Raw genomic sequence first — 18870 nt, 5'->3', positions numbered from 1 at the left:
TTCAAATAGAAAGAGCACCGCAAAGGTGCTCTTTTTGTATCTGAGGTTATGGATTAACCCAATATGCCGAGGCTTTTCAGCTTTCTATAAATCGTATTTCGACTCACGCCAAGCATACGAGAGGTTTTACTGATGTTGCCCTGATTTGCTTGATATGTTTTAAGCAGTTTGTCTTCGACGGTTGCACGCAGTTTTAATGTTGGCTCTGCAGTGGTTGTTACGTATTGAGCTTGGCTGAGCTTCTTACTCAGGTGAGTCGGTACGTGAGCGAGCTCCAACGTTTCTTCACCTTGCGCCATTAACGCGGATACTTTGATTAAACTATCGAGTTCTCGCAGGTTTCCCGGCCAAGAGTAAGAAAGCAGCAGAGAAAGTAGGTGAGGACAGAGTTGTTGTTTAGATTCAGCATGACGTCGATGGATATTCTCGATCAGTTGTTGCTTATCATCTCGTTCTTCAAAGCGAGGCAATTCGATGATCAAACCATTGAGACGATAGTATAAATCTTGACGGAACAATCCTTCGCTAACCAAGCTATCGAGATCCTTATGCGTGGCCGCGATGATTTGCGTATCGACTTGAACACTTTGGTTTGAACCAACGGGAAGTACGGTCTTATCCTGAAGCACATGAAGCAATCGGCTTTGAGCGTCCAACGGTAAGTCGGCGATTTCATCCAGAAACAAAATCCCTTTGTGTGCTTGGCGAATTTTACCCTGATAGCCTTTGTTGTTTGCGCCAGTAAAGGCACCGGCTACATAGCCAAACAATTCGGACTCAACCAGATCTTTTGGTAACGCTCCGCAGTTAACGGAAACCAACGGTCCCGTTTTTCTCTGGCTGTTTTTATGTAGCGCTTTTACAAACTCATTTTTACCGACCCCAGTTTCTCCGAGAATCAGTAAACTGATGTCTTTATCGATAACGCGATTGGCTTGTTGCCAGCAATGCTCGACAGTGGAATCACCATAATGCAGATCATTGGAAGCGGTAACGGAACGAGACTTCACTTTTTTGTCGGTCAGCGGCTTTGTTGTGAACACGAAAGGATGGTCGGCACTCTGGATAGAAAGAATGTGTTCGAGCGATTGCCCGATGACGTTTTGTTGCGCGAGGAGCTGAGAAGCAACTTGGTTGTGCGCAAGAATCTGTCCATCTTCATTGGCGATTATAATCCCTTGCCACCCACTGTTCAGTAAGCCTTTCTCACACGCCAAATCCACACGAATATGCCCTTGTGGAATCAAGTTAAGCAATTGATTTTCAACCTGCTGCACCATGTTTTGTACCAGCACCTGCGTTGAGAAATCATGTTTCTTTTGCTCGCTGGTGATATCTAATACGCCAATCAAATGACCAAGATGATCGAAAATAGGATTGGCCGAGCAGCTAATAAAACGATGGTGTTGGATAAAGTGTTGATCGCCGATGACAGAGACCGGTTTTGCTTCAATTATCGCAGTCCCAATCGCGTTGGTGCCTTTGACCTTTTCTTGCCAGCAGGCCCCCGAACTCAGCGCTATTTCGGTCAACTTTTCGCGGAACTTAGGTTGTCCCCAACTGCCGATGATAACGCCGTCTGCATCCGTCAGAATTAAGCGGCTGTCACTGTGAGCAAAAAGCTGATTAAACAACGGGAGAGCAAACTGGGTGACGGTTTCCAATAAGAAGTTGAGTTGGTGACGCCTATCTTGAAGTGTCGCCGGTGTCACTCGAATATCTTCAGGGCGTCGACGCTGTTTTAAACCCGCCTGTTCACTTCGGATCCATGACGTAGAAAGCCAGTTGTTATCGCTAATGTGTTGAAGTTCCATGACTGTACCATTTTGTCACAGTGAGGGTGTGCCATTTTGGAACACTTGAACATTGGTGTTCACACCATACATCCGCTCAAACATCGCTCACTTGGTTTGTTATCGCTTGGTAATCATAGTTTTACATTTAATTAACAACAAGTGCGGCGTAGTTGGCGTGTGACTTGCGTAATGCTCTTTGTGAACAGTGCGATACGACACTGTCGTTAATGAACGAGAAACAAAAGGAAGAGTTATGATCTATGCACAGCCAGGTAGTGAAAATGCCATCGTTAATTTCAAATCGCATTACGATAATTTTATCGGTGGGGAATGGGTAAAACCAACGGGCGGTGAGTACTTTGACAATATCTCACCAATCAACGGGCAAGCGTATTGTAAAGTTGCCCGTTCTGGCGAGGCAGATATCAACTTAGCCTTGGATGCAGCACACAACATCAAAGCAAAGTGGGCGAAAACTAGTGTGACTGAACGCTCTAACATCTTGCTGAAAATCGCAGACCGTATTGAACAGCATTTAGAAGAACTTGCGGTTGCAGAAACATGGGAAAACGGCAAACCAGTTCGTGAAACCTTGGCGGCGGACTTACCTTTGGTGGTGGATCATTTCCGTTACTTTGCGGGTTGTATTCGCGCACAAGAAGGCAGTGCGGCGGAGCTGGATGAGCACACGGCAAGCTATCACTTCCCAGAGCCGATTGGCGTAGTTGGTCAAATCATCCCTTGGAACTTCCCTATGTTGATGGCGGCTTGGAAACTGGCACCGGCACTTGCGGCGGGTTGTTGTGTGGTATTGAAGCCAGCAGAGCAAACGCCTACGTCGATTCTAGTTTTGATGGAAAAGATCGGTGATCTACTGCCACCGGGCGTCATCAACGTTGTTAATGGTTTTGGTTCAGAAGCGGGCCAAGCGTTAGCAACCAGCAACCGCATTGCAAAACTCGCGTTTACGGGCTCAACACAAGTTGGCAATCACATTCTAAAATGTGCGGCAGACAACTTGATCCCATCGACAGTTGAGTTGGGTGGTAAATCTCCAAACATCTACTTCTCAGATATTTTCGACTACGAAGATGAGTATCTCGATAAGTGCATTGAAGGTACGTTGCTTGGTTTCTTCAACCAAGGCGAAGTTTGTACCTGCCCATCTCGCGTGCTGGTCCATGAAGCGATTTACGATAAGTTCGTAGATAAATTGACGGAACGTGCGCAGTTAATCAAGCAAGGTAACCCGCTCGATACCGATACTCAAGTTGGTGCTCAGGCTTCTCAAGAACAGTTTGATAAGATTTTAAGTTACCTAGAAATCGGCCGTGAAGAAGGCGCAAAAGTGGTTTTTGGTGGCGGTGTATCAGAACAGCCAGAGTCAATCAGTCAAGGGTACTACATTCAGCCAACAATGCTGGAAGGCCACAACAAGATGCGAATCTTCCAAGAAGAAATCTTTGGCCCAGTGATTGCTATCACTAAGTTCAAAGATGAAGCGGAAGCATTGGAAATAGCAAACGATACGGAGTATGGGTTAGGCGCAGGCGTTTGGACGCGTGATGCAAACGTGGCATATCGCATGGGCCGTAATATCGAAGCTGGTCGAATTTGGATTAACTGTTACCACGCTTACCCTGCACACGCAGCGTTTGGTGGCTACAAGAAATCGGGTATCGGGCGTGAAACGCACAAGATGATGCTGGATCACTACCAGAATACTAAGAACTTACTGATTAGCTACAGCATTGACCCGTTAGGCTTTTTCTAAGCTTGATATCTTAAGTTAAACACGAACTCAAAACCCCGAATTTTCGGGGTTTTTTATTGGCATTCATTAATCCGCAGAAGGGAGCTGTGCGTGCGTGATAACTTGTGTTTGCTTTTCGCTTCTAGCAATCACATCTATCTTTCGCTCAAAAAGCTTTTCGATAGCAGCGCTTTGCTTCTCAAATCCAGTTGGTTTTTCAAAATCCAACACTTGATTGCACGATTCAAGGCTCGCGAACTGGTTTAAACATTCGCTCAGTTCTCGCTTTGAGCTCATGCGTGCCTGTTTGTTTTCAGATGAAGAGAGCAGGGTCACTTTGCGACCTTGAAACGTTCCTTGTGGCACAAGTTCACGTCGTTCTACTTGCTCCAATCCGTGAATGGGTTGGCTGTTGCGTGCAGATTGGATGTCATTAGACATAAGACACCTAAACTCTCAGATCTAAACTTTGAGGCATAGCAGGCGTCTCTTCGGCCACTACGTGAGCAGATAGCAACGACTCCCATGACTCGCTTTGCGTCAACAATTCCGCCAACGCATTTTCAAAATATTCATAATCCAATTGCTCGATGCCAATCAGTTTATTCAAACACAGTACGTGCCTATGATTATCTAAACTGAAAAATAATTGGTGTTCTGGCCAATGGTAATTGAACGCCAAAAAAGAACGATAAAGATCAGAATTGACGATTTGTAATCCAACAATTTCCGCTTCCAGTTGCAGCGTATTCGTTTCTGGATGAAAGATGAAATGAACCTTCAAGTGATCATCAAAAGCTAAGCTTAGTTCATTGTCCGTCAAATGCAGTTCAGGCAAGCCTATTTGATGAGCAAACTTCTGTAAAACCTCATCGATAGTTTGGCGTGCTGACATAGAAACAGTCCTTTTGAGAATTTTATCGGGAAACATATTCGATATCGTGGGGGGTGTTTATCAATTTTGGTTGTTAGTTATTATATTTTGGCCGGAAACCCAGAATTGACACCTTGCTTCTATTCTTACAAATGAGTGCTGGTGCATATAAAGATTAACGGTTATTAAATTCTATTATGGTGAAATTTTGGTTTATATCGACAAGCGATGAAGAACTAGAATTGTGTTATCTTAAAAATTAAATACTATGTTAATTACGTGTTGTACGTGGAACGTTATTGCTGTCCATCTGTAGAATAAATATAAGCCGAAAATTTAAACGTACACATAAGAAGTTGTGTAAAAATAAATCATAATAAGACGATAAAAATAATTTATGGGAGCCTAAATGAAAAGCAGTAAGTGGGCCGGTCTTATCGGTTTAATGTTATTGACTGGATGCGCTCAGTCCGTGGGGACTGCACAGCCATTTTCCGTTCAGAGCCAAGCGAATGTATATGGGTGGATTTCTGTCGAAGGATACCATCCTCCAGTTTCGACCTATATAGAGGTGGAGATGTGTCAAGCTATTGAAAATCAATGTCTTACTGTTGCTTCTCAGCAATATCAAGGTGTTCAGTTACCAGTTCAATATTCTTTTCTTATTGCGCCAATTCAAGCCGGGAAAGGAGAAATGAAAGTGATAGGGAAACTCTATTCTCAAGGTCAAATTATCGCCCAAAATGAGCAGAAATATATATTCAGAGAGGGAAGTCAGAAAGTGGATTTAAGACTTTTTCCTATAGAAATAGAAACAAAAAAGTAATCGGTTACATTTGATTAGCGCTATCTAATTTATTAAATGTGAATAGAAATAGCCAATTCAATGTGAAAGAATTGTTGAGCGTTTTTATAAATAAAATTGCGAAAAATGAGTCATCGGGACAGTTGGAAATTATATTAATAACTATTGCCACAAGCGTGTGATTTATGATTATATCCTACGCCTTGAACACGTTGGCTTGGCGTTTTGGATTAAAAAACAAACAATTTGAAGGTTTTGGAAATGTGGTTTTCCTAATTTTCATGATCATATTAGTAATTTAATTTATTCTAATATAAAAACAAAGTCAGAGTTTAAATAGCATAACGTTATTTAATAAAAAATAGACTTATAAAAAAGTAAAAGCGCTATCTGAAAATAAAACAACTACTCATTCAGAAGCCTGTATTTGAGCTTAGGCTGCTTAATTCCTCGAAGGAATGGCGGTTTCTAAGCTATTCGCTATTTATTTCGGGGGGTATGGTAAGTGATATGAACTTCTATGCTCTTTTCTTTGCTTCTTTAATTGAAATTGTACTGCTTAGGAAATAACAACAAACAAAGTAGTGCTTTGACAGTTTCTCTTTTACACACGAGAGAAATTAAAAATTATGAAGGGTAGAAAATGGATGTGTCAGGCCAACTAAACACAGAAACGGTCGGCTCTAGCTTGCGAAAAATTCGCAGTTTTTCTCACTACGAAAAACATGACGAAGTATTTCACTCAGACCAATCTCATATTGTTGTCGTTCACAATGGTCAATTACGAGTTCAAACTGGCGATTGCACCATAGATGTCGTTGCCGGGAGTGGGGTATTTCTCTCTCAAGGTGACTACTTGTTAGAGTACTCACCACAGGGTGGGAATTATCACTCATCTATCATTGAATTCGACAATGAGCTAGTAAGCCAATTACTGCAAAAACACAGCGATCTTCTCATGACGTTGCCAAAAGTGGACAAACTTAACTCGGGTTTGTTTTCTTTTGGTTTGAACATTCTCATTGAGCAAGTGCTTTCCGGCATGAAAACGCTGGAGGAGCAGTCGTACCCAGACGCCATCATGCGTTTGAAGTACGAAGAAATGCTGATTCTATTGCTGCACAGTCAAGGGGGCGAAGTCCTCTATGCCTTGCTATCGCAGCAAACTAACCGAACCTCAGACCGCTTACGCCGCTTTATGGAGCAGCACTATTTGAAAGAGTGGAAACTGACGGATTATGCTCAAGAATTTGGTGCCAGTCTCACAACCTTTAAAGAGCTTTTTAATGAGCACTATGGCATCTCTCCAAGAGCTTGGATCAGTGAACGTCGCTTATTGCACGCACACAAGCTTTTGCTGACGAGCAAAATGAGCATTGTCGATGTGGCAATGGAAGCGGGATTTTCCAGCCAATCTTACTTTACTCAAAGTTATCGACGTCGCTTTGGCACTACGCCAAGTAAGGTCCGTTCCGGTGATGAGCAAGTCGCCATCGCTAATTGAAATGACTTATGACTAAAATTTTCTGACTAATTTTGAAAGTCACCGACGGACATAAAATTCTATTATGTTCAGCGTAAGAACGAATAATTCAAATTTATTACATCCCTTTCATTTTGGAGTGTTCGAAAGGGATGCGGAGAAGAACACAAATGAAAAAGCAGCATTGGCGACGCCGTTCGCTTTTTCCTGACAGCATTGTGACGCAAAGGAAAGTCACTGTTTTGCAAAGAGGAGCACGATACGAGAGTGCGTCTCAGCCATCACAGGATCTCAATGTTGTCCACGTGAATCACCGACAGCTGTTGAGTGAAGGTGTGCTGAATGACGACCAGTTATCGTTGTTGCAACGCTTGTTGGACAGAAGTGTGGTGGACAGTTTGTGCGCCAGCCAATTGGTGAAAACGTATTTGAGACTAGGCACATCGATTGACCGTTTTGCCATGCGTCTGTTTTTAGAAATTGGCGCTCAGTTAAGTGACAGTCAACGAGTGGCGACCTTTGAGCAGAGGCTCGAATACATCAACTCTCGATTGGGCTTTCGCTTTAATTTGGCCACGCCAAAAACGCTGATCCTTTGTTGTTACTTGGCGTTGACCGAATGGATTCATCGACAAACCGACCAAAGTGCGTTGCACGCCTCGGTCAAAGTGGAGCAACTGATGAATCAGCTGGATATTCAAAAAGAGTACTGGTCGAAGTTATCGGGTGAAGACATCAGCGCGATTTTTGTTGAACAACAACTTGCGTTGATTGAGAGCCAGCAAACGCAGTTAAAAGCGCAGCTAAATACACTGAACGAGCAGCAGTCACAAGTAATTGAATCTCATAAAGCGTTGGTCGATAAGTGGCAACCGTCGTTAAGCAACTTGAAAGAACTGGCGGACTACACTTCAACGACGGATATGTTCATCTCTGATTGGAAAACGTGGTGCTCTGAGGCTCGTTTACAAGCACCGGATCTCAATGAAGTCTGGGATGCATGTGACGTGGTTTATAACGACCTCAATGCCGTTGCTAAAGTGTGGCAATGGTTTAAAGACATGCAGATCGTTGGCGATGTTGATCACTACTATTTTGATATTCAAAGTGGCCAATGCGGTCAGGCTTGTAACCATCTCAGCCAGATTTAAATAGGGCAGTATATGTTAGATAAAATGATGAAATCTCTAGCGGAAACGCTAGGGATAGGGCCTTTTATTGCCGGAGAAAATGGCGCTTACACCATCGAAGTAGACCAGTTAACACTGACAATCAAACAGCACTCATCATGGATCTTATGGGAAACTGCCTTGCCACTTCGATTCAATGAACATCTCGATTACCAACAAGAACAAGCATTAAAACGTTGTATGCAGCTATCACTAAAAACGCTTCGAGATACGCCAAGCGTGCTCACTACAAACGCTGATCAACAATTGATTTTGCAAGGCAAAGCGATGATAGAAAACACTTCAAATGAGCAGTTTGCAGAACTTCTTGCGCAACATGCCAACGTGTGTGAACGCTACATGGAATTGCTTGAACACGAGCGTGTTAATCACACCATCAGTCATCATGTGTGGTTACCGTAATGCGAACTCTCATGCCAAAAATAGGGCGCATTGCCGCCAAAATGACATTGTGCGCACTGTGTGTCGTTCCGATGTTTTCTGTACAAGCGACAGAGCTCAATTGGCCAGAACAACCGTTTCGTTACTATGCCGATAATGATTCGTTGAAAGATCTGCTTAACAACTTTGGTGCCAACTATCGAGTATCCGTGTCTGTGAGCGACAAAGTGAATGACCGAGTGAGTGGTCGATTCACGCCAGAAGATCCAGCGGAGTTTCTCGACTACCTAGCGCAAGTTTATAACTTGATGTGGTACTTCGATGGCGCAGTACTGCACGTTTACAAAGCGACAGAAACGCGCTCCCGATTGCTGCAATTGGAACTGCTTACCGCGCGCGAGCTTCGCAGTACCTTGATTTCAACCGGTGTTTGGGATGCTCGTTATGGTTGGCGCGCTGCCGAAAATAAAGGGCTGGTTTATCTAGCTGGGCCGCCGCGTTACGTTGAGTTAGTAGTGCAAACCGCAGAAGCGTTAGAGAGCCGATTGCTGCAAAAGTCAAACTCGACGGATGAGCTGTTTGTAGAACTCATTCCGCTTAAATATGCCTCGGCGACGGACAGAAGTATCTCGTATCGCGACCAAAGCATTACCGTTCCGGGGATTGCTTCGGTATTAAGTCGTGTGGTTGGCGGTGTTCAAACTCAAATTACGGATTCTGCGTCTGTACAAACATCGCCTGTAAACGGATTACCCGCAGAAGCAGCGAAACCTCGCGGCAAAACTGCGTCTGTGCACGGCGGTGCAACCGTAGAAGCGGAGCCGGGGCTGAATGCGATCATCGTTCGTGATACCCAAGCAAGACTGCCGTTGTATCGCAAGCTGGTCGCTCAGCTCGATCAGCCACAATCTCGTATCGAGGTTGCGTTATCTATTGTGGACATCAGCGCAAACGATTTACGTCAGCTCGGTGTGGATTGGCGTGCGGGTGTATCGGTTGGAAACAACCGCATTGTCGACATCAAAACAACCGGCGACGTTGATAACGGCGATGTCACATTGGGCAGTGGTCAGAGTTTCAAGTCCTTGTTGGATTCGACCAACTTGAACTACTTGTTGGCACAAATTCGTTTATTGGAATCGAAAGGCAGTGCGCAAGTCGTTTCCAGACCAACGCTACTCACGCAAGAAAACGTCGAAGCGGTGCTAAACAACAGCAGCACGTTTTACGTCAAATTGGTTGGCAAAGAGACGGCGGCTTTGGAAGAAGTGACGTATGGCACCTTGTTGCGCATTGTGCCTCGTATCGTCGGCGACAGATTCGCGACGCGACCAGAGATCAACTTGAGCCTTCACTTAGAAGATGGCGCAAAGATCCCAGATGGTGGTGTGGATGATCTTCCATCTGTACGTAAAACCGAAATCAGTACGTTAGCGACGGTAAAACAAGGGCAAAGCTTACTCATTGGTGGCGTATACCGAGACGAAGTGAGCCATCAGCTACGTAAAGTCCCGCTGTTGGGCGACATTCCATACCTAGGCGCTTTGTTCCGTAGTAACACCAACACAACGCGCCGAACAGTTCGCATGTTCATTATCGAGCCGAGAATCGTGGTCGATGGCATTGGCGACAGCGTGTTGATAGGTAACGAGCATGATTTGCGCCCGAGTATTGGCCAGCTCAACAATATCTCGAACAATAGCGCAGAATTTAAATCGGTTGTTGAAGTATTCAGCTGTACGTCAAAAACGCAGGCAGAACGTTATCAGCAAGACTTACTGTTACAGCAAAAGTCCTCGCTGCTAACTCAATGTCAATTGCCGTCCGGGCAAGTAGGCTGGCGAGTCAAAGTGGCGGAATGTGACCTTTCACAGGCCGAATGTGTTCGCCCTTCAGAGGAGCCATAACCGAAATGCAGCAATGGAAAATTCGTATTTTATCCGGCGTGCATTCCGGGGTTGAAGTCACACTGCCAGAAGGCGCATTGGTTTTAGGTAGCGACGACTTTATCGCAGACCTTGTGTTATCGGATGCTGGCGTAGAAGCCAATCACTTCACTTTAGTGTGTGACAGTGAATCGGTGATGTTGCGTGGATGTCAGGACGTAACCATCAACGGTGAAAACCGAGCGGTTGGTGAATCGGGCATCGAGCTAGAGCGCCACGCGGTGATCTCTGTTGGCGTGGTGAAATTTGCACTGGGTTACGTTGAAGACGAGCTGATCGTCACCAACGTTACGGATGCTCAAACCAAACAAGATGCACCAGTCGTTACTGCGCAAAGCACAAGCTGGAAAAGAACCGCACTGATAGCCGTGCTGTGCAGCGCGATACCAAGCGCGATATTCGCTGGCATGTGGTACAGCCAAGCCAATGGCAATGACAGTGAAGTTGTGGCAGAAGCCGAACCGATTGTGTTGGTACGCAATATTTTGAATGAGCTTGGGCTTAATGATGTGCGTGTGGAGTGGAACGCTACTGCTCATCAAGCAGTTTTAGAAGGTTATGTCGAAGACAGAACGCAGAAACTGCAACTGCTGGGAAGAATCGATGTTCTGGGTATTAACTACAAAAGTGACCTAAGAACGATGGAAGAAATCCGCCGAGGCGTGCGCTTTATTCTTCGTAACCTTGGCTATCACCAAGTGAAAGTCGAGAACGGGGATGAAACTGGCACGTTGCTGCTGACGGGCTACATCGATGACGCCAGCAAATGGAACCAAGTCGAACAAATTTTAGAACGCGATGTACCCGGTTTGGTCGCTTGGAAAGTCGAACTGCAGCGTGCAGGCGCGTACATGGACACATTAAAAGAGCTGCTCACCAACGCGGAGCTGCTTAAAAAAGTTCAATTAGTGACAAGTGGTGACCGCATTGAAGTACGTGGTGAATTAGACGACATCGAAACCACACGCTTTTACGGCGTGACTCGGGATTTTCGTGAGCAGTATGGTGAAAAGCCGTATCTGGTTTTGAAATCGATTCCCAAAGTCAGCAAAGGCACGGACATCGACTTCCCGTTTCGTAGCGTTAATTTTGGCCAAGTGCCGTACGTTATTCTTACCGATAACGTTCGTTACATGGTAGGGGCTCGCACTCCGCAGGGTTATCGCATATCCAGCGTAACGCCAGCAGGGATTGAGCTGGTGAAAGGCGGGCGCGTTATCACTATTGAACTTGGATACGAAGGCGAGAAAAACCATGACAAATCTTGAACAGATTCTAAATAACGACCTAAGTGGCATTGAAGTGCAAAACATTAAGAGCAAGCTCTTACAAGCACAGGCAGCGGTAAAGCGTCAGTTGGACTTGGGATGTCCTCCGCAGCAGTATCAATTGCTACTAAAACAGTATGAAGCATACACAGCGGCACAGGTTGTGATTGAAGCATACGAAGCTAACCAAAAATAAAGGGAAATCCTATGTCATTTTACGATGCGACCAACAGTGTAAACCTCGATGACGTTAAAACGAAACTTGAGCAACAAGCGAAAGACGCGAACAAATCCGTCACCGATGCCATTAAAAATCTAGAAACCAACGCGGACGATCCATCTAAGCTGGCTGAACTTCAGCACGCTATCAACAAATGGTCGGTGGTATACAACATCAACGCAACCACCACTCGTGCGATCAAAGATGTAATGCAGTCGATCCTGCAGAAGGTGTAATGCATGGAACGAGAATTACGCCAGCTGTTGGCTGAAATTGCTTTGATGGCGACGGGGATGCATCGCCATCAAGAGGCCAATACGATTGCTGATTGCCTTGAGGAGACCTCGAACTCTGAAGAAGTCGTAGTAATGATTCGTGCGATGAGCCTGATGAACAAAGGCGCGTACGAAGAGGCACATCGATTACTTGAGCCACTTTGCACCGCGTATCCTGACCTGATCAGTTTGGCGGCGCTAGCGGCTGCAAAAGCAGGGTTACTAAGCCAAGCTGAACGTTGGATGGAACTGGCAGCTCAAGGCAGCGAAGAAAGCCAAGCTTTTGCGGCGAGCTTCACCCAAGACATTAGGAATCTTGGATGAGAGTCGACCCTAGCTTTGTCGGACAAACGCCCGCTCATTCAACCGATGTTCGTCACTATGAACGCGACGATGCGAAGCGAATGAGCGAGCTTATGACGCGAGAAACCACGGCCGAAGTTTCTCGCTCAGCTCCCAAAGACACGCTGACAAAAGTAGAAGAGAAACTCAACGCAATTAAAGATTGGTATGCGTCGATCAAGGAAGCAGAGACTGTCTCTAAACAAAGCGTGCTTTCTTCGTTAAAGGACGTTATTTCTGATCCTCAAACACAAAAAGAAGCGCTGTGGTACGCCTTTCATCAGGCGAAAAGCGCCAAAGGAACGGATGATGCCGTTCCGGAATTATTGAGCGTTCTGAAACAAGAGTTGCTCGGAGATTTTGCTGGCCAGTTAATGGCTGAGCCGCCAACAGACAGAGCAGCATTAAAAGCGATGCTTGCGCAAAGCTTCCCACTTGGCGCTCAGAAAGAACAGGCGCTTTGGCATTGTTGGGCTGAGCTAAAGTCTTTGCCAGAGATGACATCAACAGTCGATTTAGTACGTGAAGAGCTGAGTTTTGTTATCCAAAAAAACGCGATGGTGAAGAACATCATGACTCACAGCCATAAGTTAGATTTGTCGTAGGAGTACACATGATCAATACACAGTACACCGAGGTGATGCAAACCAACCTTGAGAAGTTGCAAGATGCTCAAGTCGAAGACGGGCTGAGTGAGCGTTTTGAACAAGCCATGTCTATTCCGGAGGGGAACAACGGTTTAGAAGGCGGTTTGCTAGAAAACATCAGCGAACTAAAAAACACCATCGACAACGCGAAAAGCAGTCTGCAAGACAGCATGAAAATGGTCGGTGACGATCCTGCGCAACTGTTGCAAATGCAGTGGGCGTTAACGCGAATCACGTTTCAAGAAGAGTTGATCGCGAAAACCGTGGGTAAAACCACACAGAATGTCGAAACGCTTTTGAAGGCGCAGTAATGATGAAGAATAAAATGCGCGCGCTTTGCCTTGTATTGGCGCTGTTTTTGGTGGGTTGCCAAACCGAGCTTTACACCAATGTAAGCCAAAAAGAAGGCAACGAAATGCTGTCGATCTTGTTATCGGAAGGCGTGGTGGCGACCAAAGAACCGGACAAAGACAACAAAGTAAAATTGATGGTCGATAGCTCGCAAATCGCGTTCGCCGTTGATGCATTAAAACGCAAAGGCTACCCACGAGAGCAGTTCTCGACGTTAAAAGAAGTGTTTCCAAAAGACGATTTAATCTCCTCGCCATTGGCGGAAAGAGCGCGTTTGGTTTACGCAAAATCGCAAGAGTTGTCATCAACGCTATCGCAAATTGATGGTGTGCTGGTGGCGCGAGTCCACGTGGTACTCGAAGATCAAGATCTTCGCCCAGGCGAGCGCCCGACTCCTGCTTCGGCATCGGTGTTTATTAAACATGCTGCCGATGTGGCATTGGACTCTTACGTGCCTCAAATCAAATTGTTGGTGAACAACAGTATTGAAGGGCTGAATTACGACCGCATTAGTGTCGTGATGGTGCCATCTTCGGAGGTGCGAGTGACGACTCAAAGCAACCAATTTAAAAGTATTTTGTCGGTGCAAGTTACCAAAGAAACGGCGAACCATCTCATCGGGATTTTAGTGTTTATGGTACTGCTACTGATTGGCTCGAATGTCGCGACGTTCACGTGGTGCCGCAGGAGCGCAAAGCGTGGTTAAACCTGAAACACCGATGGCTCAGGTGCTGCATCAGTTCAACTACTGCCCATGTCAGTACCTAGAGCAAAACTGGATCGTGCCAAAACAACCTTGGCTTCTTAATCTGGATGGCTGGCGAGATAACCCAAACTTCAACCTTTGGTGTTTAGAAGAGTGGGCGCTTGCGCCTGTTCCAGAAACGGCTTTTAACAAGCCACACCATAGCTTGGCTCTGCTTCCTCCTGATGCGCTCAGTACGTTAATGCTCACCATTGGCGGGGCGTTGCACAGTTTTGCGATGCGCCAAGTGGTACTTAAAAAGCCCAAGCAGTGTTTGAACAACGTGTTTGGTTTGGATGTCGCCCGTTTTCTTATTCAGCAAGGGCCGATGTTGTTGTCACAATGGCCGAAAGGTTGGCAAAAAGCGCTACCAGACATGATGAAAGAAGACGAAGTTGAACGTCACATGCTCAAACAGGGCTACGCATGGATGAAGTTCATCTTAGCGAGCTCTTCTCACGATATTTTGCTCCGTTGGCAGTTCAAGCTCGATCAATCACTTAGCCAAGTGAAAGAAAACACCTCTTGGCTCGTTGAAGAGCAGCGTGATCTCGCGTACCGACTCACCAAAAAAATCGCAAAACAGGTTATTCCCCAATGGTTTCATTTGTTGAAATAAAAACCGACAACTTGCAGTTAGCGCCAGGTTTAAAGGTGCTCAAAGCCAAGGATTACGTTAGTTATCTCGATTCGCAACATTTGGTTGAAGCGGCGAATTCGAAAGCCGACAGCATCATTGCTAAAGCGCAGCAAGCGTATGAAACCGAAAAGCAGCGCGGCTATCAAGATGGTTTGGAGCAGGCGAAAATAGAAAATGCGCAAGCGATGGTCGCTACTTTGGCTCGCTGCAATGAATATTACCTGCAAGTTGAGCACAAAATGACGAACGTCGTCTTAGACGCGGTGCGTAAAATCATCGACACATTTGATGACGTTGACACCACGATCAGCGTGGTCAGAGAAGCGCTGCAATTGGTGAGTAATCAAAAGCAAGTGATCTTACACGTTCATCCTGAGCAAGTGGTTGACGTGAGAGAGAAAGTTGCTGGCGTTTTGAGTGATTTTCCTGAAGTGGGTTATGTCGATGTGGTTGCCGATGCGCGCCTTAAAAACGGTGGCTGCATACTGGAAACCGAAGTCGGCATTATTGACGCTAGTATCGATGGACAGATTCAGGCGTTAAAGCAAGCGATGGTGAAACAACTCAGTGAGCGGAAAATGACGTCACCAGAGTAGAGCGTCACCGTCAAATCAATCGAACACAAAGCTCAGCACATTGCTGAGCTTTGTTGTTTTCAAACGTCTTAAAACGAAAAAAATCCGACCATCTTTAGCATATTAGTCGCGCCGAATGATGAAAAATAACAGCATCAAAACGGCCTGGGTCACTCTGTTTTCATGACTCGTCCGCCGAATTCGTAACAAGCACTATAGGATTATTCATTCAAATGGCTAATGGATTTATTACCGCTTTGATGACGGATTTTGCTCACCGTTGCCAAATAGAACAACTGGTTTTTGATGGCGACGATTGCTGTCATCTTTTGATTGACCAAGACACGGCAATCACTGTGCGTGCTGAGGATGATCGCCTGACGCTCATTGGCTTGATTTCTGGCGACAAACCAGAACATGACGTGATGCTGCAATACATGAAAGCGTCGCTCACTCAAGGCTCACCAGCCGTTTATTGGGACGAGGAAGTCGGTTTTGTTGGTTTTGTTCATCTAAGTCAGCAATGGCTGGATGCAGCGATTTTGGATGAATCTCTCGGCAATTTCATTGAATGGTTAAAAAGCACGACCAACTCAACAATCAGTGACGAGCCAAGTGCGCCAGTGATGGATGCTAACCAATTCTCTACATTAAGGGTGTAAATCATGATCAGTTTTGGAAATGTGAGTGCATTGCAAGCGGCGATGCCACAAGCTCGTAATGAGATTCTAAATGAAGGCAAACTCAGCATTGGTGGTAAGGAATATACGATCAATGCTGCTACTCAAGAGTTTACACGCGCAAACCCTACAAGTGGTGCAGTCGCGCGCTTCTTTGAAGCTACTGGGAAATTATTTCGTGAAGGCAGCACGCAGTCTGTGGCAAAAGCGATTACAAAAGCCGTGTTTGACAACGAACAGGGACAAGCTCAGCGTTTGCAAACATCGTCTTCTGTCGAGCATGGGCAGATGTTGTTTAAAGACGCGAACCTCAAAACGCCTTCAGATGTTCTGAATGCGTTTGCGAAGTTGGACAGCAAAATGGTGAAGTCTCACGCTGCTGAGCTGAGCCAACTTGCCGAACGAGCCATGACAGAAGTGATGCTAGAGACGGATTCTGGCAAGAAACTCAAAGCGCTGATTGGTGATGATGCCGTTAAGTCGCTCGCGGTGCGTGTGGTGAAAGATTACGGTGGTGGCGTGGCGGCTGCTCAGAAAAATCCAGAAGTACGCATCAACCAAATGCAAGCTGTCTTTGACATGGAGGTGATGCACCTAAAAGCAGCGCAGCGACATATTGAAGGGCTCGCAAGTACGGATTTAGACCAAGGTGTATATGCAGAAGGTCTTCCTGAAGACGCTTTCAATAAAGCTGGCGTGACGAACAATGTTGAACGCGCAGCGGCTTGGATCATCAACGCTTCAAACTCAAAAGGGAACGATGCGGAAAACATCACGTCATTATTGAAAGAGTACGCGACCAACGGTAAAGACTTGCTGAATATGGACAACCTAAAAGAGTTGCATGCTCGTTTGGTACCAAATGTAGAACGCGATTACCGTGGGCCAAATATCTCTGGCGGCACATTACCATCAAGCATTGGTGGGGAAGGCATGTTGAAGCAACACATTGAAGGCTTTTTGAAAGAGAATCCAGTTGCGGACAAAGACCTCGGTAAACATTTGTTTGCTGGTGTGATTGGTTATCACGGCTTTACCGATGGCAACGGACGCATGGGGCGCATGCTTTATGCCATCGCTGAACTGCGTAATGACTCGTTCAATCCTCTGGCGATGAATGCCGAAAACAGTCTTCACGGCATTAAATAACTCAGCGATTTTTTGTGGTGGTATTTGTATGTTGGTAAGAGCGGCGAGTGCCGCTCTTTTGTTGCCTCTGTTTATGCGATTCAATCATATCAACTTTTAAAACGGCTAATAGCGCTAAAATTCAGACGTTTAAATAAAGTCTAACTTGGAAGCTCACCTTAAAATGTCCCTCATCGTTATGGGCCTATTTCAATAAGCCGTCATCAAATTTAACAGGACACAACATGGATACCGGAAAGATCAATATTCTTCTCGCAGAGCTAGGGGATTCACTCAACCTTGAGCGCGTTACCGAGTTTGAGCATCAAATGTGGTCGCTCTGTTTCAGCGAGGATAACGCGATCGATGTGCAATTTGTGCAAGAGAAGAACGAGGTGCTTGTCTCAAAAAGTCTAGTGGTAGAGAAAGATATTCTCACCGCCGACAAGCTCCAAGTGCTGCTGGAATACAACTTTTTGTATCGCGAAACGGGCGGAGTGCAGTTTTGCATCAACCCAACCACCAAAGACATTCTGCTTCAAATCGCCATCACGGCAGACACCGAGATCAGCCAATTAGCCAACGTCATCAGTCAGTTGAATGAGTTGAGTGACACTTGGGTGCAACTGTTCCAAAACAACACGGTTGTCGATTTTAGCCAACAAACTGGCTCACACCCGTTTATTCAAGTTTAAGGTTTTTTACATGGTTAATATCAATACGTCACACATGCAGTCGTTGAGCCAGCTGACGTCACATTTGGCGACACAGAATCAAGCGGACGATAAAGAGATTCGAGCACACAATGGCAAAGACATTTTCGTAAAAGAAGGTGCGCCAAAAAACAAAAGCGTGAGCGCTCGTATTAGCCATCAGAACAAAGCGAAAGACATCGTGGTGAATCTGCTCACCAAGCAGGGCATTCCAAAAGATGTGGCGAAGCAAATGCTACAAAACGTGCTCAATGGCGAAAATAAACTGACGCTCGGCAATTTGAAAAATCTTGAAAGATTGTCGTCTGGCCCAAGTTCGCATTGGCCTACCGCACAAACTGACACCTCGTCTTCCAAAACCAGCAAAGCCTCATCCAGCGTGGCGCTGATCAACGAGCACAAAGACAACCTTCAAAAACTGGGGGATTTTGCATGCACAGACTTAAATACGTTTGGTCAAAAAGGGTCGCAGTTTTATGAAACAAAAGGTGCGCCAAGGCTAAAAGCTCTTTACGCGAACCAAGCACGAATCGCGCAAGATCAAAGAGCGACCATGTCTGCCAGCGCAGTTCAAGCTGCCGCTCAAAGAGGCAATGCTCCGCAGCTAAGTACATTACAGAACATTGCTAAGTATGTACAAAATGCCAAGGCAGGTTGCTGTACCACATTTGCTTTCGCTGCCGCTGCTGAAATGATTCAAGGCATGTCGGGAACACCAGAAAACCAGCCAAAAGTAGAAGTTGTGGCGTTTAAAAAAGGCCATTCTGGCACGCACCTTTATGTATTGGTGGGGAGACAAGAAGGCAGCGACATTAAAGACCCATCGACATGGAATAAAGACGTAAAAATCGTCGATCCTTGGGCGGCGTCAGCGTTTGGTGCAACCATGTTCGGTGACGCCCAACGCCCGCCAGTATCGAACATGTTCCCACCAACAGAAGTGATTTTCGATAGCCACAAACTTGGTTAATCGAGGCTTGTACGTTGATTTGACATCGAACTTGAAAATCGAACCAGAAAGAAAAGAGTAGCTGAGTGTTGCTCTTTTTTTATTTATA

General features: G+C 45.7%; 22 protein-coding genes. 19 read left to right on the top strand and 3 right to left on the bottom strand.

All coding sequences use genetic code 11. The annotated features are described in order from the left end of the window. Positions 1 to 53: 53 nt before the first annotated feature. Positions 54 to 1814 carry a sigma-54-dependent Fis family transcriptional regulator gene (locus tag ACF8EG_RS20050; RefSeq protein ID WP_069505398.1) on the bottom strand — a complete coding sequence of 587 codons (1761 nt, stop codon included), beginning with the start codon at positions 1812 to 1814 and terminating at the stop codon, positions 54 to 56. 235 nt (positions 1815 to 2049) lie between these two features. On the opposite strand from ACF8EG_RS20050, the gene ACF8EG_RS20045 reads away from it, so the two are divergent. Then, complete coding sequence (locus ACF8EG_RS20045) at positions 2050 to 3570, top strand: aldehyde dehydrogenase family protein (RefSeq protein WP_025532536.1); 1521 nt, start codon at positions 2050 to 2052, stop codon at positions 3568 to 3570. 66 nt (positions 3571 to 3636) lie between these two features. Here the strand turns inward: ACF8EG_RS20045 and exsE2 are convergent, their stop codons facing one another. Next, positions 3637 to 3990: a T3SS regulon translocated regulator ExsE2 gene (gene exsE2, locus ACF8EG_RS20040; RefSeq protein WP_069505401.1), complete on the bottom strand. Its 354-nt coding sequence runs from the start codon at positions 3988 to 3990 to the stop codon at positions 3637 to 3639. Between the two features lie 7 nt (positions 3991 to 3997). Further along, positions 3998 to 4444 (bottom strand): type III secretion system regulatory chaperone ExsC, encoded by a 447-nt coding sequence (gene exsC, locus ACF8EG_RS20035; RefSeq protein WP_005464682.1) that lies wholly within the window; start codon positions 4442 to 4444, stop codon positions 3998 to 4000. A 388-nt stretch (positions 4445 to 4832) separates the two neighbouring features. On the opposite strand from exsC, the gene ACF8EG_RS20030 reads away from it, so the two are divergent. The 18 genes from ACF8EG_RS20030 to vopR all read left to right on the top strand — a co-directional run bounded on the left by ACF8EG_RS20030 (position 4833) and on the right by vopR (position 18782). Beyond that, a complete protein-coding gene (locus ACF8EG_RS20030; protein ID WP_069505403.1) occupies positions 4833 to 5249 on the top strand; it encodes a YscW family type III secretion system pilotin in 417 nt (138 codons plus the stop codon). Positions 5250 to 5871: 622 nt separating this feature from the next. After that, on the top strand, positions 5872 to 6732 hold the full coding sequence (gene exsA / locus ACF8EG_RS20025) for a type III secretion system transcriptional regulator ExsA (protein ID WP_005464548.1): 861 nt from the start codon (positions 5872 to 5874) through the stop codon (positions 6730 to 6732). 131 nt (positions 6733 to 6863) lie between these two features. After that, positions 6864 to 7862, top strand: a complete 999-nt coding sequence (gene esxD / locus ACF8EG_RS20020) for a type III secretion system regulon anti-activator ExsD (protein ID WP_079750066.1) — start codon at positions 6864 to 6866, stop codon at positions 7860 to 7862. 12 nt (positions 7863 to 7874) lie between these two features. Continuing rightward, the gene (vscB, locus tag ACF8EG_RS20015; protein ID WP_005500477.1) at positions 7875 to 8303 is read left to right on the top strand and encodes a YscB family type III secretion system chaperone VscB; all 429 of its coding nucleotides are present in this window, start codon (positions 7875 to 7877) and stop codon (positions 8301 to 8303) included. A gap of 41 nt (positions 8304 to 8344) precedes the next feature. Then, positions 8345 to 10189: a SctC family type III secretion system outer membrane ring subunit VscC gene (gene vscC / locus ACF8EG_RS20010; protein WP_242536742.1), complete on the top strand. Its 1845-nt coding sequence runs from the start codon at positions 8345 to 8347 to the stop codon at positions 10187 to 10189. Positions 10190 to 10194: 5 nt separating this feature from the next. Next, the gene (gene vscD / locus ACF8EG_RS20005; protein ID WP_005477850.1) at positions 10195 to 11496 is read left to right on the top strand and encodes a SctD family type III secretion system inner membrane ring subunit VscD; all 1302 of its coding nucleotides are present in this window, start codon (positions 10195 to 10197) and stop codon (positions 11494 to 11496) included. After that, positions 11483 to 11692: an EscE/YscE/SsaE family type III secretion system needle protein co-chaperone gene (locus tag ACF8EG_RS20000; RefSeq protein WP_015296814.1), complete on the top strand. Its 210-nt coding sequence runs from the start codon at positions 11483 to 11485 to the stop codon at positions 11690 to 11692. Before vscD ends, ACF8EG_RS20000 begins: the two co-directional genes overlap by 14 nt. An 11-nt stretch (positions 11693 to 11703) precedes the next feature. Next, positions 11704 to 11952: a type III secretion system needle filament protein VscF gene (gene vscF, locus ACF8EG_RS19995; RefSeq protein WP_005464566.1), complete on the top strand. Its 249-nt coding sequence runs from the start codon at positions 11704 to 11706 to the stop codon at positions 11950 to 11952. A 3-nt stretch (positions 11953 to 11955) separates the two neighbouring features. Then, positions 11956 to 12315 carry a YscG family type III secretion system chaperone VscG gene (gene vscG, locus ACF8EG_RS19990; RefSeq protein ID WP_005477707.1) on the top strand — a complete coding sequence of 120 codons (360 nt, stop codon included), beginning with the start codon at positions 11956 to 11958 and terminating at the stop codon, positions 12313 to 12315. Next, a complete protein-coding gene (gene vscH, locus ACF8EG_RS19985) occupies positions 12312 to 12938 on the top strand; it encodes a YopR family T3SS polymerization control protein VscH (protein ID WP_005464335.1) in 627 nt (208 codons plus the stop codon). The genes vscG and vscH overlap by 4 nt, the downstream gene beginning before the upstream one ends. An 8-nt stretch (positions 12939 to 12946) precedes the next feature. Continuing rightward, on the top strand, positions 12947 to 13291 hold the full coding sequence (gene vscI, locus ACF8EG_RS19980; RefSeq protein WP_005464519.1) for a SctI family type III secretion system inner rod subunit VscI: 345 nt from the start codon (positions 12947 to 12949) through the stop codon (positions 13289 to 13291). Beyond that, the gene (gene vscJ / locus ACF8EG_RS19975) at positions 13291 to 14037 is read left to right on the top strand and encodes a SctJ family type III secretion inner membrane ring lipoprotein Vsc (RefSeq protein ID WP_005500485.1); all 747 of its coding nucleotides are present in this window, start codon (positions 13291 to 13293) and stop codon (positions 14035 to 14037) included. Before vscI ends, vscJ begins: the two co-directional genes overlap by 1 nt. Beyond that, the gene (gene vscK / locus ACF8EG_RS19970) at positions 14030 to 14695 is read left to right on the top strand and encodes a SctK family type III secretion system sorting platform protein VscK (protein WP_025532555.1); all 666 of its coding nucleotides are present in this window, start codon (positions 14030 to 14032) and stop codon (positions 14693 to 14695) included. The genes vscJ and vscK overlap by 8 nt, the downstream gene beginning before the upstream one ends. Beyond that, positions 14674 to 15312: a SctL family type III secretion system stator protein VscL gene (vscL, locus tag ACF8EG_RS19965; protein ID WP_005464499.1), complete on the top strand. Its 639-nt coding sequence runs from the start codon at positions 14674 to 14676 to the stop codon at positions 15310 to 15312. Before vscK ends, vscL begins: the two co-directional genes overlap by 22 nt. A 212-nt stretch (positions 15313 to 15524) precedes the next feature. Continuing rightward, positions 15525 to 15953 carry a CesT family type III secretion system chaperone gene (locus ACF8EG_RS19960; RefSeq protein WP_021822432.1) on the top strand — a complete coding sequence of 143 codons (429 nt, stop codon included), beginning with the start codon at positions 15525 to 15527 and terminating at the stop codon, positions 15951 to 15953. 3 nt (positions 15954 to 15956) lie between these two features. Continuing rightward, a complete protein-coding gene (gene vopS / locus ACF8EG_RS19955; protein WP_020840565.1) occupies positions 15957 to 17120 on the top strand; it encodes a T3SS effector adenosine monophosphate-protein transferase VopS in 1164 nt (387 codons plus the stop codon). 224 nt (positions 17121 to 17344) lie between these two features. Further along, a complete protein-coding gene (locus ACF8EG_RS19950; protein ID WP_005464342.1) occupies positions 17345 to 17794 on the top strand; it encodes a type III secretion system chaperone in 450 nt (149 codons plus the stop codon). Between the two features lie 10 nt (positions 17795 to 17804). Continuing rightward, entirely contained in the window at positions 17805 to 18782 is a 978-nt protein-coding gene (vopR, locus tag ACF8EG_RS19945) for a type III secretion system effector VopR (RefSeq protein ID WP_021486550.1), read from the top strand. Positions 18783 to 18870: the final 88 nt, after the last annotated feature.

The organism is Vibrio sp. YQ_11, assembly GCF_043103065.1.
GTDB classification, from domain to species: Bacteria; Pseudomonadota; Gammaproteobacteria; order Enterobacterales; family Vibrionaceae; genus Vibrio; species Vibrio parahaemolyticus.
This window is presented reverse-complemented; position numbering and strand designations above follow the sequence as displayed.

What these genes read in the sequence shown, in the direction of transcription:
- ACF8EG_RS20050 (WP_069505398.1), bottom strand. Translation starts at nt 1,814, where the DNA reads ATGGAACTTCAACACATTAGCGATAACAACTGGCTTTCTACGTCATGG.
- ACF8EG_RS20045 (WP_025532536.1), top strand. Translation starts at nt 2,050, where the DNA reads ATGATCTATGCACAGCCAGGTAGTGAAAATGCCATCGTTAATTTCAAA.
- exsE2 (WP_069505401.1), bottom strand. Translation starts at nt 3,990, where the DNA reads ATGTCTAATGACATCCAATCTGCACGCAACAGCCAACCCATTCACGGA.
- exsC (WP_005464682.1), bottom strand. Translation starts at nt 4,444, where the DNA reads ATGTCAGCACGCCAAACTATCGATGAGGTTTTACAGAAGTTTGCTCAT.
- ACF8EG_RS20030 (WP_069505403.1), top strand. Translation starts at nt 4,833, where the DNA reads ATGAAAAGCAGTAAGTGGGCCGGTCTTATCGGTTTAATGTTATTGACT.
- exsA (WP_005464548.1), top strand. Translation starts at nt 5,872, where the DNA reads ATGGATGTGTCAGGCCAACTAAACACAGAAACGGTCGGCTCTAGCTTG.
- esxD (WP_079750066.1), top strand. Translation starts at nt 6,864, where the DNA reads ATGCGGAGAAGAACACAAATGAAAAAGCAGCATTGGCGACGCCGTTCG.
- vscB (WP_005500477.1), top strand. Translation starts at nt 7,875, where the DNA reads ATGTTAGATAAAATGATGAAATCTCTAGCGGAAACGCTAGGGATAGGG.
- vscC (WP_242536742.1), top strand. Translation starts at nt 8,345, where the DNA reads ATGACATTGTGCGCACTGTGTGTCGTTCCGATGTTTTCTGTACAAGCG.
- vscD (WP_005477850.1), top strand. Translation starts at nt 10,195, where the DNA reads ATGCAGCAATGGAAAATTCGTATTTTATCCGGCGTGCATTCCGGGGTT.
- ACF8EG_RS20000 (WP_015296814.1), top strand. Translation starts at nt 11,483, where the DNA reads ATGACAAATCTTGAACAGATTCTAAATAACGACCTAAGTGGCATTGAA.
- vscF (WP_005464566.1), top strand. Translation starts at nt 11,704, where the DNA reads ATGTCATTTTACGATGCGACCAACAGTGTAAACCTCGATGACGTTAAA.
- vscG (WP_005477707.1), top strand. Translation starts at nt 11,956, where the DNA reads ATGGAACGAGAATTACGCCAGCTGTTGGCTGAAATTGCTTTGATGGCG.
- vscH (WP_005464335.1), top strand. Translation starts at nt 12,312, where the DNA reads ATGAGAGTCGACCCTAGCTTTGTCGGACAAACGCCCGCTCATTCAACC.
- vscI (WP_005464519.1), top strand. Translation starts at nt 12,947, where the DNA reads ATGATCAATACACAGTACACCGAGGTGATGCAAACCAACCTTGAGAAG.
- vscJ (WP_005500485.1), top strand. Translation starts at nt 13,291, where the DNA reads ATGATGAAGAATAAAATGCGCGCGCTTTGCCTTGTATTGGCGCTGTTT.
- vscL (WP_005464499.1), top strand. Translation starts at nt 14,674, where the DNA reads ATGGTTTCATTTGTTGAAATAAAAACCGACAACTTGCAGTTAGCGCCA.
- ACF8EG_RS19960 (WP_021822432.1), top strand. Translation starts at nt 15,525, where the DNA reads ATGGCTAATGGATTTATTACCGCTTTGATGACGGATTTTGCTCACCGT.
- vopS (WP_020840565.1), top strand. Translation starts at nt 15,957, where the DNA reads ATGATCAGTTTTGGAAATGTGAGTGCATTGCAAGCGGCGATGCCACAA.
- ACF8EG_RS19950 (WP_005464342.1), top strand. Translation starts at nt 17,345, where the DNA reads ATGGATACCGGAAAGATCAATATTCTTCTCGCAGAGCTAGGGGATTCA.
- vopR (WP_021486550.1), top strand. Translation starts at nt 17,805, where the DNA reads ATGGTTAATATCAATACGTCACACATGCAGTCGTTGAGCCAGCTGACG.